At 39.7% G+C, this 12,823-nt stretch carries 10 protein-coding genes; 3 read left to right on the forward strand and 7 right to left on the reverse strand.

Annotated features, from left to right (window positions below):
• Positions 1-100: 100 nt before the first annotated feature.
• From AC1M9F_RS11100 to AC1M9F_RS11125, 6 genes are all read right to left on the reverse strand, one after another.
• A complete protein-coding gene (locus AC1M9F_RS11100) occupies positions 101-1,018 on the reverse strand; it encodes an ABUW_2363 family tetratricopeptide repeat lipoprotein (protein WP_481597795.1) in 918 nt (305 codons plus the stop codon).
• Between the two features lie 110 nt (positions 1,019-1,128).
• A complete protein-coding gene (gene cysE, locus AC1M9F_RS11105; protein ID WP_035266113.1) occupies positions 1,129-1,941 on the reverse strand; it encodes a serine O-acetyltransferase in 813 nt (270 codons plus the stop codon).
• Entirely contained in the window at positions 1,934-2,776 is an 843-nt protein-coding gene (locus AC1M9F_RS11110; protein ID WP_092767753.1) for an RNA methyltransferase, read from the reverse strand. The genes cysE and AC1M9F_RS11110 overlap by 8 nt, the downstream gene beginning before the upstream one ends.
• A gap of 13 nt (positions 2,777-2,789) precedes the next feature.
• On the reverse strand, positions 2,790-6,368 hold the full coding sequence (gene dnaE / locus AC1M9F_RS11115; RefSeq protein ID WP_481597796.1) for a DNA polymerase III subunit alpha: 3,579 nt from the start codon (positions 6,366-6,368) through the stop codon (positions 2,790-2,792).
• 173 nt (positions 6,369-6,541) lie between these two features.
• Positions 6,542-7,600 carry a type II asparaginase gene (locus AC1M9F_RS11120; protein ID WP_035266107.1) on the reverse strand — a complete coding sequence of 353 codons (1,059 nt, stop codon included), beginning with the start codon at positions 7,598-7,600 and terminating at the stop codon, positions 6,542-6,544.
• A 186-nt stretch (positions 7,601-7,786) separates the two neighbouring features.
• On the reverse strand, positions 7,787-9,022 hold the full coding sequence (locus AC1M9F_RS11125; protein ID WP_035266106.1) for a pyridoxal phosphate-dependent aminotransferase: 1,236 nt from the start codon (positions 9,020-9,022) through the stop codon (positions 7,787-7,789).
• Between the two features lie 151 nt (positions 9,023-9,173).
• Between AC1M9F_RS11125 and msrB the strand changes: the two genes are divergently transcribed.
• A complete protein-coding gene (gene msrB / locus AC1M9F_RS11130; protein ID WP_035266138.1) occupies positions 9,174-9,593 on the forward strand; it encodes a peptide-methionine (R)-S-oxide reductase MsrB in 420 nt (139 codons plus the stop codon).
• Positions 9,590-10,072, forward strand: a complete 483-nt coding sequence (locus AC1M9F_RS11135) for a glutathione peroxidase (RefSeq protein ID WP_035266096.1) — start codon at positions 9,590-9,592, stop codon at positions 10,070-10,072. The genes msrB and AC1M9F_RS11135 overlap by 4 nt, the downstream gene beginning before the upstream one ends.
• Before the next feature lie 37 nt (positions 10,073-10,109).
• On the opposite strand, the gene AC1M9F_RS11140 is transcribed toward AC1M9F_RS11135, so the two are convergent.
• Positions 10,110-11,630, reverse strand: coding sequence for a flavin-containing monooxygenase (locus AC1M9F_RS11140; RefSeq protein ID WP_481597797.1), 1,521 nt, complete (start codon positions 11,628-11,630; stop codon positions 10,110-10,112).
• A 155-nt stretch (positions 11,631-11,785) separates the two neighbouring features.
• On the opposite strand from AC1M9F_RS11140, the gene AC1M9F_RS11145 reads away from it, so the two are divergent.
• Positions 11,786-12,796, forward strand: a complete 1,011-nt coding sequence (locus tag AC1M9F_RS11145; protein ID WP_481592100.1) for an AraC family transcriptional regulator — start codon at positions 11,786-11,788, stop codon at positions 12,794-12,796.
• The last annotated feature ends 27 nt before the right edge of the window (positions 12,797-12,823 follow it).

Consider the following 12,823-nt stretch of genomic DNA (forward strand, 5'->3'; position numbering starts at 1 on the left):
CATGAATCATTAACGCTGAGCATACGTTATTTTTTTGGATATAAAAATAAGCTCAAAAAAAATAGACTGAATGATCAGTCTATTTTTTTATGAAATAAGATTATGATTTCGCTGGATTGTTTAAAATCTGCCAAACATTGTAACGACCTTGTTTCTCAATTTCTTGAATTAAGCGGTCAGCAACTTCAGTTTCTTCAGGATATTTCACTTTGTAATTTTTTAAAGTTGTGATTGCATTTTTCTTTTGATTCAATGCGAGGTAGTTATTAACAGCTACGAGATAAGCTTCTTGAACACCTGCTTTGATGGCCTTATCGATATATGGAATAGCTTCTTTTTGACCACCACCTTCAGACAAAGAGAAACCAAACCAGAAGTTCGCTTCAGCATCTTCTTTGTTGATCTTCAGGATTTGTTGTGCATATTTTAATGATTTAGTGGTATAAGCAGAACCAAGATCGAGGTTACGACCCAATATACTTGCTTTAAATGCACGAATTAGGATATCGAATGACGCGTTATCTTTCGCTGCTAAAGTATCTAGTTGAGCTGAAACTTCACGTAATTTAGCTTCAAAACCGCGACGTTCTTGACGATCTGTAAAGCGAGGAGGATAGTGACGTGCTTTACCTTCAACCATCTGGAGGAAGTCATCAATTTCTGTAATATCGATTTCATTTTGACCCGCTAAAACCGTGTATTTCATCGCACGTTGTGAACTATTCACAGTCGGTACGATTAATTTGTTTTGGTCGAGGATCATCTTTCTGTTTGGATTATTAGGATCAGTCACCTCAAGTTTTTGAAGTGGTGCAGCAGCAGCTTTTTTTAGTTCAAGCTCGAATACTGGTGGTTGGCTATAATTAAAAGGATTTAATGCATAAAATGGCGCACTTAAATCAGGCTCAGAAAAGACGATTGGATCGTTTGTTTTAGATTGTTTTTTTACTGCTGGAGAGCTACAAGCACTCAATAATGAAACAGCGATCATGGTGGCAATGAGGGGCTTAATCGTCATATTTTCTTCCAATATTATGTTTTTAAATTCTAGTTCAGGTTGTATCTGAGTCTATGAAAAGTCGAAACAACATGCAACTCAGATTCACCTAACTTAGTCAAACTTATACATTAAGCTTTTGATTGTGCAGTTTGAGCTTCGCACTCACGACGAACTTCGTCAATGATTTTTAACTCTTCAGCGCTAAATGGTTGTCCATTACTTTGAGCGTTATTAAATGTTGGATCAAGTAATGAAAGTCGCTGACATAGAGTGTTCATGCGCTTTTCATTGTGCTGTATACGATCCAACAGTACCCGCATACCTTCTAACATAGGATCTGATTGATCTTGGGTTGTCGCATAAGGCTGAAAACCGATGCTTTCTGCATAATTGCGTCGTTCAGATTCTTTGTCCAAATCTTTTTGCTGATTTTTGATAATAAATCGCGCTGGGTTACCTACGGCAGTAGCACCTTCAGGGACTTCTTTAGTGACCACAGCATTTGAGCCTACTTTCGCATTCTTATGCACGGTGAATGGTCCCAAAATTTTCGCACCTGCGCCAACGACTACACCATCTTCTAAAGTTGGGTGACGTTTGCCTTTATTCCAAGTGGTGCCACCTAATGTCACGCCATGATAGAGCGTCACATCATCACCAATTTCAGCTGTTTCCCCAATGACCACACCCATACCGTGATCTATAAAAAAACGTTTGCCAATTTTGGCACCTGGGTGAATTTCGATACCAGTTGCGAAACGACTAAAAGAAGACAGCATGCGGGCAGAAGTTTTACACTCTTTTTTCCAAAGCTCATGCGCAACACGATGCATAATCAGTGCGTGAATTCCAGGATAAGTGGTTAAAACTTCAAATGTGTTGCGCGCCGCAGGATCGCGGGCGAACACAGCTTGAATATCTTCTTTAAGCTGTTTAAGCATCTTTTGATTTCTCTTTAGAATCTGACTTTTTCCATGTGCCATTGTTCAATGCCTGAACACGACTGAAAATACCTCTAAGAAGATGGTACTCCATACGATCTAATTGTATACGTCCGAATAAGCGACGCAAGCGTAAAGGCAATAATCGTGGGTTTTCTGGGTCTAAAAACTCGATTTCGTGCAACATTTTTTCAAAATGAGGATAAAATTGTTCCATCTGTTGATGTGTTACCAACGGCTCATCCCAATGCATAGAATCTTCATCAGTCACTTTCATAACTGCTTGAGGATCTTCAACTTGTTCCATGAGAGCCGTGGTCGCCATTCGCATTTCATAGCAAATAATTTGAATGGCTTGAGCGACATTGAGTACCCCATAGTCTGTATTCACAGGGATGGTCACATGGTAATTCGCCAAGGCCAACTCTTCATTGGTTAATCCGCGATCTTCACGCCCAAATATTACGGCAATTTCTTGTTGTTCTTTGATCACCGCTTGCATCGATTTATCAGCAGCAGGTCGAGCATCTAATAAAGGCCATGGAATAGTTCGGCTACGAGCACTTGTACCAAAGACTAAATGACAATCTGCGATGGCTTCTTCAAGCGTTTCTACAATCTGAATTTGATCAATTAAATCGGTTGCACCGGCTGCAAGTGCATCAATATCAGGATGAGGATAAGTTTTAGGTGCAACTAAAACCAATTTTGAAAGCCCCATGGTTTTCATTGCTCTAAGTGCGCTACCGATATTCGCAGGCAGGGTAGTATTCACCATGACAATACGCACATGAGACAAATGCGCTGAGACAGCAGCATTATCAATTAAATTCATAAATCTTCCAAAATTAAGAGTATTGACTGACTTCCGTCATGTATTGATCCATTGCTTCATCCATACTGATCTGGTCAGGTGGAGAGGCATGTGATGTGATGACTGGTTCTGATTTTGGTTCTGCGGCGTGGGAACGTGCAGCTTTTGACTTGACATGATACTCCACATGTAAGGCCTCTTTACCAAAATAGTCGCGCAGTTTGAACAATAAGTCATCGAGTGGTGCGACATTCCATTGTGGTGGTAAATGAAAATCAGCCGTTGCATATGGAAAGTCGAGTTGTACTTGTAATGGCACATGCTGACACATATCTACATCACAAAATGGTTGAATGATCTGTGAAAGCTCTTGACCAAGATTTGGCTGAATATGCTCAGGTTGTAATTTGATGAGGATGTGATTCGCACGTTTTTGACGAATTTCGTTTAATGTAAACGCCTTAGTAAGGCGTCCCATCGGACGATCGAAGCCTTCACGTTCATATATTTCACCTTCAATCACAATCACTCTTTCATTCACAATAATATCTTTAAAACGTTGGAAGCGTTCATGATTTGCTGAGACTTCAATTCGAGCAGTACCATCATCGAGTGTGATCATCATGCGGTTAGGGAAATTTGCGACATCCACAACCAAGCCGGCAAATACTGTAGTCACACCACGACGTGTTGGAGTCAGCTCATTAATTTTGTTAGAAATAAACGCTTTTAACTCGGGGCGATACACATCAATCGGGTGTCCCGTTAAGTATAAACCTAAGGTGTCTTTTTCACCTTTTAAACGGACTTCATCAGACCAAGGTTTTACAGGTTTAGTGGGTTTACGTTGAACTTCTTCAACTTCACCAAATAAATCCATAATGCCTGTTTCGCGGTTTGAACGAGCTTGTTCGGCTGCTTGTACAGCTTCAGGCAATTGAGCCATTAAAGTCGCGCGTTCAAGGCCGAGACAATCTAATGCTCCTGAGCGAATCAAAGCTTCAAGTGTACGTTTATTGATTTTCTTCAGATCAATGCGATGGCAGAAATCAAATAAATCTTTATAAGGTCCAAGTTGCTTACGTGAATCAATCACAGATTGCATAGCTGCTTCACCAACACCCTTGATTGCACCTAGACCATATACAATGGTTTTTTCATCAATTGCATGGAATTGATAAATCGACATATTGACGGAAGGTGGTAACACGTCGAGACCATTGTTACGACAGTCATCAATCAAGAATACGATACTATCCGTGTTTTGCATTTCCGAAGTCAGTACAGCGGACATAAACTCAGAAGGATAGTGTGCTTTTAACCAAGCCGTCTGATAAGCCACTAATGCATAGGCTGCAGCATGTGATTTGTTGAAACCATAGCCTGCAAATTTTTCCATATAGTCGAAGATATGGTTCGCCGTTTGCTCATCGATATCTTTTTTTGCAGCACCTTCAATAAAGATTTGGCGTTGTTTAACCATCTCTTCAGGTTTCTTTTTACCCATCGCACGACGAAGTAAGTCCGCACCACCTAGACTATATCCAGCACAATACTGAGCTGCTTGCATAACCTGTTCTTGATATACCATAATCCCATAGGTAGGTTCTAAGACACCTTCTAATAGGGGATGTAAGTATTCGAACTCTCCACCATGCATACGATGAATAAAGTCTGGAATTAGATCCATTGGGCCCGGGCGGTACAATGACACGAAGGCAATAATTTCTTCAAATTTACTTGGGCGTGCTTCCTTGAGCATTTTTTTCATGCCCACGGATTCAAATTGGAATACCGCAGTGGTATTTGCTTCGGCAAATATCGAATATGCAGCTTTGTCATTTAGCGGAATATTCTCAATCTTTAGAGGTATATCAAACTTTAATCGTTGGTTAATGTGCTGAATAGCATCTTCAATTACAGTAAGATTTCGCAACCCCAAGAAGTCAAATTTAACAAGTCCTGCCGCCTCAACATCGTCTTTATCAAATTGAGCGACACGACCGGTACCATCTTCGTCACACAGTACAGCTGAGAAGTCCGTAATCTTGGTCGGTGCGATTACAACACCACCTGCGTGCTTACCAGTGTTACGCGTTATTCCTTCAAGTTTAAGCGCCATTTCCCAGATTTCTGATGCATCTTCATAATCTGGGTTGGATGGGTTGGTTACAATATCTTTAAGTTGTGGTTCTGCTTCTAAAGATTCTTCTAAACTTAAACCCAAAGGTTTAGTCGGGATCATTTTAGAAATACGATCTGCTAAGCCGTAAGACTTACCTAAAACTCGTGCAACATCTCGAATTGCACCTTTCGCTGCCATCGTACCAAAGGTTGCAATTTGAGATACAGCGTCACGCCCATAAGTTCGTGCTACATAATCAATTACACGATCACGACCTGCGATACAAAAATCCACGTCAAAGTCTGGCATCGAAACACGTTCAGGGTTTAAGAAACGTTCGAAAAGAAGTCCGTATGGTAGTGGATCTAAATCTGTAATTTTTAAACTGTATGCAACTAATGAGCCTGCACCTGAACCACGGCCCGGGCCTACAGGTACGCCATTGTTCTTGGACCACTGAATGAAGTCCATGACAATCAAGAAGTAACCTGGGAATCCCATCGAGTTAATGATCTTGATTTCGAAATCTAATCGATCGTCATATTCTTTGCGAATTTCAGGCCAGTCTTCTCCACGTTTCTCCACAGGATAAAGGTGATTAAGACGTTCTTCTAATCCTTCTTTAGACAAATGGGCAAAGAAGGTATCAATTGTATGACCTTCAGGAATTGGATAGTCAGGTAAAAAGTATTTACCTAAGCGAAGTGTCACATTACAGCGTTTAGCAATTTCAACTGTATTTTGAATAGCACTGGGGATATCAGCAAATAACTCCACCATTTGCGCTGTTGTTTTGAAATATTGCTCAGGGCTGTAAGTACGTGGACGACGATTATCACCTAAAACATAGCCATCTGCGATGCAGACGCGCGCTTCATGGGCTTCAAAGTCTTCTTCTCTAATAAAATGAACATCATTGTGAGCGACAACACCGATTTGATATTTTGCGGCTAATTTAACAGCTTCAATAATAAAATCTTCTTCTTGTGGGCGATTGGTGCGCGTGAGTGCTAAATAGACACGATTGCCAAATTTTTCGATCCAAGCTTCAAGTAAGGGTTCAGCTTTTTCAGGGCTACTTGAACACAGCATTTCTCCAACATCACTTTTAATCCCTAAAAGTGCAATCATGCCCGGCGCTTGTTCTAACACCCATTCTTTTTTTACACACGGGATACTGAGTTGTTGTCCTTCAATAAAGCCGCGCGATACTACTTCAGTTAAACTACGCCAACCCTCATTATTCATCGCCAGTAAAGTCATACGATGTGATTCATTATTCAAACGAATCACACTTCCTAAAATAGGTTTAATCCCTTTTTTAAGACACGAGGTATAAAACTTCACTGCTGCATGTAAGTTCGATAAATCTGTCATCGCGAGTGCAGGCATAGAATCCTGTACAGCAGACTTCATTAGATCAGGTATACGTACGATTGATTCAGTAATAGAAAATTCTGTATGAACACCGAGATGAACAAACTGCATAGATGAGTCCTTTACAAGAGCAGAGCGTATTTTATCATGCAAAGTGATTTAGAGCTGAGAATCCACGATATTTTATATGATTCGCACAAATTATCTTCGATTTGAATAAAGGCGATTTTATATCAATCAAAAAAAGTGCCATTCGGCACTTTTTTATAACATGAAAATTGGGCTTAATATTCCCAGAACATGCGTTGTATTTCTTTTGCATCTTTGGTTTTGGTTAAAGCAAGCGCGGTTAAAATTTTAGCTTTTTGAGGGTTGAAGTCATGTGCAACTACCCAACCATATTTGTCATCTGGCTGTTCGGCATTACGGAGAACGAATCCTTGTGGCACTCGTGAAGAACGTACAATTTGTATACCACTTTGCTGAAGTTGATTCAGCGTGGGAACAATATTTTTCGCGACTGAGCCGTTTCCTGTACCTGCATGGACAATGGCTTTAACCCCAGCCTTGGCATACGCTTGATAAGCATCAGGAATCATGTTGCCAGAGCCATAGACAATTTGAACTAATGGGAGTGTATCACCCTTAATATTCTCGATATTAAATTCTGACCGCTGATTAAATCGCTTAACAGAACTTCGGAACCAATAAGGTTTAGATTCTACCAACGTCCCTAAAGCTCCCCATTGGCTTACAAAGGCATTAGTATGAATATTAATGCCTTTAGTCACATCTCGAGCTGCAAAAATACTATCGTTCATAAGGACGAACACCCCCTTATTTTTTGCACTCGGGTCTGCTGCCAGAGCAACTGCACTATATAAATTTAGTGGGCCATCCGCAGATAAAGCCGTCGATGGGCGCATTGAGCCGACAACAACAATAGGTTTTTCCGTTTGTACGACTAGATTAAGAAAAAAAGCGGTTTCTTCTAAAGTATCTGTGCCATGTGTAATGACAACGCCATTTACATCTGACTTTTTAACCAAATCATTGACTTGACGGGCAAGGGAAAGTAATTCTTTGTCTGTAATGCTTTCAGAAGCAACCTGCATTGCTTGTACGCCGCTCACATTGGCTAAATCTTTAATTTGAGGAACGGCATTCAGTAAGTCATCCACTGGAACTTTTGCGGCAGTGTAAGTGGCGCTGTTGGTTGAGCTTGCACCAGCACCCGCAATCGTTCCCCCAGTTGCAACGACGACAACGTTATTTTTAGCAAAGCTCGTTAGGGGTAATAACAAGCCAATCGATAGAGTCAGTGCGGTTAGCGTCTTTTTCATCTTTTTTCCTAAATGTTTTTTATAGTATTGTGCATGGATAATGCTTAATCACGATAAAGGAAAAGAAGGGTGCTTGTATATAATCAAAATGAAATTAATATCATGAAATAATCAAAATATTAAATATAAAACCCCCAGATTGAAATCTGGGGGTTTTAAATACATCATTCACATAAAACGACCGAATTAACGCATTTTTGCTAAGAATCTTCCTAAACGATTGATTGCTTCACGTAATTCATTTTCGGCAGGTAAGAACACCACACGGAAATGATCTGGGGTAGGCCAGTTGAATCCTGTGCCTTGTACCAATAACACTTTTTCTGCTTTGAGGAAGTCAAGCATAAACTGTTCATCATCCTGAATCGGATAAATTTCAGGATCAAGTTTAGGGAAACAATACATTGCACCTTCAGGTTTAACGCAGCTTACACCTGGGATTTCATTCAACATTTGCCAAGCAATATTGCGTTGCTCATACAAACGACCACCTGGACGAATTAAATCGTTGATAGACTGGTAGCCACCCAATGCAGTTTGAATAGCGTATTGAGCTTGATGGTTAGCACATAGGCGCATTGACGCGAGCATATCTAGACCTTCAATATAATCTGCCGCACGAGTCTTATCACCCGTAATTGCCATCCAGCCTGAACGGTATCCAGCAATTCGATAGGATTTAGATAATCCGTTAAATGAAATACACAGTTGATTACCCGCAAGGGCAGCGACCGATACATGTTCGATTCCATCGTAAACGATCTTATCGTAGATCTCATCAGCAAATAAAATCAGGTCATATTTTTTTGCAAGAGCGACAATTTTTTCTAAGACATGGCGTGGATAAACAGCACCCGTTGGGTTGTTCGGATTGATAATCACGATCCCACGAGTATTAGGCGTAATTTTGTTTTCCATATCCTGAATATCAGGATACCAATTATCTTCTTCATCACATTTATAATGAATTGCTGTACCACCAGAAAGATTAACGGCAGCAGTCCATAATGGATAATCTGGCATTGGTACCAGCATTTCATCGCCGTCATCTAACAGGCCTTGCATAGCCATTACAATCAGCTCAGAAACACCATTCCCAATATACACGTCATTGACATGCATATTGAAAATACCTTTTTGTTGATAATACTGACAAACCGCTTTGCGGGCAGGGAAAATCCCTTTTGAGTCTGTATAGCCGATTGCATTTGGTAAATTCAACGCAACATCATTGATAATTTCTTGAGGTGCTTCAAAACCGAAGGGCGCTGGGTTGCCGATATTGAGTTTAATTATCTTATGTCCGGCTTCTTCCATTTCGTTGGCGGCGCGTAACACAGGTCCACGAATGTCATAGCATACATGCTCGAGCTTAGACGATTTCTTAATTTCGCGTGGAGTAGTGTTACCTAAAACGGACATATTCCCATCCAATTATTTTTGAGTGAATAAAAATAGATTACTAAATATCACAATCTATGTAGAAATTTAGCTAGAAATTTTTCAAGCTCTAGCGTAAATATGAAGGTACTGAAGCATGACATTGAATGTCAAAGATTTAAAGGAGTTAATCATGGGAAAACTCAATAAAACAGACCGAGAATGGCAAAGAGAGTTATCACCAGAGGAGTATCGCATTACCCGTCAAAAGGGAACTGAGCCTGCTTTCACAGGGCGATATTGGAATACCAAACAAGAAGGAACTTATGTTTGTCGTTGCTGTGGCGAACCTTTATTTACTTCAGAAACCAAATATGACAGTGGTTGTGGATGGCCTAGTTTTTATCGTCCAATCAACCAAACAGTCATTGAAGAACATGATGATCACTCACATGGCATGATTCGTACTGAGATTGTTTGTCATCATTGTGACGCACATCTAGGTCATGTTTTTGAGGATGGACCTGAACCTACAGGTCTTCGTTATTGTGTAAACTCAGCTTCATTAGAATTAAAAACCCAAGAAAAAAATGATGAGGAAACCTATCCATGACCAATATTTATCAATTTGAGGCAGAATTGCTAGAAGGGGAAAATAAGCAATTTTCGGACTATGAAGGTAAAGTGCTATTGATAGTCAACACAGCCAGCAAATGTGGATTTACGCCACAATTTGCAGGGTTGGAAGCGCTGTATGAAAAGTATAAAGATCAAGGTTTTGAGGTGTTAGGATTTCCGTGTAATCAATTTGGTGGGCAAGATCCGGGTACGCATGAAGAAATTGGTAGTTTTTGCCAGAGAAATTACGGTGTATCCTTTCCGATGTTCGCTAAAGTGGATGTAAAAGGTCCTGAAGCCCATGTGATTTTTCGGTATCTCACCAACAACAGCAAAGGCATTTTAGGAAGTGGAATTAAGTGGAACTTTACCAAATTTTTGATTGGAAAAGATGGCAAAGTGCTTAATCGATATGCACCTACAACTAAACCAGAAAGCATCGAAGATGATATTCAAAAAGCACTGGCTCAGTAAAAAAAATCAGCTCAATTGAGCTGATTTTTTTATTCATTTAATTCAAGAAACGGTAATCGGCTAGATTTGCATTTTTGGTTTCTAGCCAATACTTCCATGTATAACTCGGCCAAAGTGAAAAATTCTTTCCGCCTTCTTGCTGATACCAACTCACACAGCCAGATTGCCAAACTGTGCCTGCAAATTTTTCTTGGATTTTACGGTTGAATTCTTCTTGGACTACATCTTTGACCACGATTGCTTTGGTTTTGGATTTTTCTACAGCTTCAATCAGTTGTAGAATGTAATTCACTTGAGATTCGATCATAAAAATTACAGAGTTATGACCTAAAACAGTATTCGGGCCTAAAAGTTGAAAGAGATTTGGAAATCCTTTGGTAGAAATTCCATAGTAGCTTTCAGCACCCTCTTTCCATGCTTCTTTCAACTCAATACCATTTTCGCCATAACATTTAAAATCTTTTAAATAAATTCGTGGATCAGTAATAAAACCAGTACCGTAAATTAAGCAATCTATTTCTCGTACTTGACCATCTTTGGTAACAATCGCATTTTCAGTAATTTCTTGAATGTTGTCCGTCACGAGCTCTACATTCTTGCGATTAAATGTTGGGAAATATCGATTTGATACCAAAATTCTTTTACACCCCATGGTGTAATCTGGTGTCAATTTTTTTGCTATTTCTTTATCTTTGACTTGGAAGCGAATAAAAGCTTCTGCAAGTTTTTGACCCAGTCGCATCATTTGAGGTTTAACAATCGGAACTACGCGTGATTCATTTGACCAATACAAGCGCGCTCGATGCAATTTTCTAAACCAGTCGTATTGGGCAAATAGTTTTTTGTCTAAAGCATTATAAGCTCGTTCATCGCGCGGTATTACCCATGCAGCCGTTCTTTGAAACACGTATAACTGTTTGGTTTTTGGTGCAATCTCAGGAATATATTGAATTGCACTTCCACCTGTGCCGATACTGGCTACACGTTTACCATTCAGGTCATAACCATGATTCCAAGATGAGGAGTGGAATACTTCGCCTTTAAATTTTTCGATTCCTTTAATCTTTGGAATTTGAGGAATATGCAATGGACCAGAGGCAAAAATAAGGAATTGACAGTGTAGAGCACTTTGATTCTTGATGGAGATTTCCCACGCATGAGCTTGCTCATCGAAGCGTGTCGAAATGACTTCGGTATCAAATTGAATAAATTTTTTTAAACCATATTCTTGAATAAGATCTTGAATATATTGGAAAATTTCAGGTGCTTCAGCATATCGTTTTGTCCAATCAGATTTGGGTGCAAAAGATAATGAATACATATGAGATTGCACATCACATGCAGCACCCGGGTATTGATTTTCACGCCAAGTACCACCTACATCTGAAGCTTTTTCAAGAATAACAAAATCTTTGATACCGCGTTTAAGAAGTTGAATAGCTGTGGCTAATCCTCCAAATCCGGCGCCGATAATCGCAATTTTAGTATTTTTCTTGATGAGTTGCGTTTCAGTTAAGTCGACTGAATTTGTATCTAGCTGATCTGATGTAATTTCCATTTTAATACTCGTTTATATTATTTGAAGCTATCATAAGCAGTCTGGACTGAAACTGACATGATTTCATTGACATTTAATATTGATATTTTCGGCAATATTCTTTCCCTTTTTTTTAGGGTAAAACATATGCAACTTTAATATTAAAATTCTGTTTTATGAAAAGGTCGATTCTCGGTTTGTTGTATCTCATACAGGGCATGCGACAGGTCGGAATAAATGTGGACGAAAGATTGGAAGCTGTCGGTTTAAAGGCGGATGCCTTAGATCCGAGTTCAACGATTCAACCTGAATTAGAACAAATCATTCAAAGAATTATTGCTAAAGGGGTTAACCCGCTGCTTGGTTTGGATGTCGGTCAACATTATGCGCTCGCAGGCTATGGTCCGCTTCTCATGCTGTTGGTCACAAGCTCGAATGTCGGTGCGGCTCTCACAAATGGAATACGCTATCAAGCGCTTACCCATTTATCGGGTAGGCTTACATTAGAGCAGACGAGTGTCTATGCGGCTTTATGTTATGAGCCACTCAATTTACAAAGTGAAGTTGATGAGTTCAGGGCTCAATGTGAAATTTCAGGTACGGTTAAATTCGTGCAAGATATCTACAAAATGATAGGATTGCCCTTTCCTGAAGTGCAGATTGAATTGCCGTTTTCACGACCGAAAGAATCCATTTTTTTGAACAAGTATTTGAATTATTTCGGTGAACAAGTTCGGTTTGAACAAGAGAAATTTCGACTGATTTTTGATGCTGAAATTTTAGAATTGAAGTTGCCTTCAGCTGATCAAATCACATTTAATGTCCATCAACAAAGATGTAATGCTGAAATCGAAAGATTGAATGCACAACAATTGAATCAACACCAGTTGATTCAAAGAATTCACGATTATTTGGATTTACAAACGGGGCAGATTCCAACAATGGCAGAAACTGCTCAAGCATTGAATATTCCAGAGCGTACTTTGCGACATCAGCTTAACCAACTGGATACAAGCTATAAGCAAATACGGGAGCAACTCATTCGAGAGAAAGCGCTTCGATTAATTGAGTACAAAGAGTATTCAATCGAAGTAATAGCTGAAATGCTTGGATATTCAGAACCTGCAGCATTTAACCATGCTTTTAAAAGATGGTTTGGACAAAGTCCACGACAGTATGGGAAATAACCTCAGCATGTATGCTCAAATGGTATA

This window comes from Acinetobacter sp. ANC_7504, from assembly GCF_056779995.1.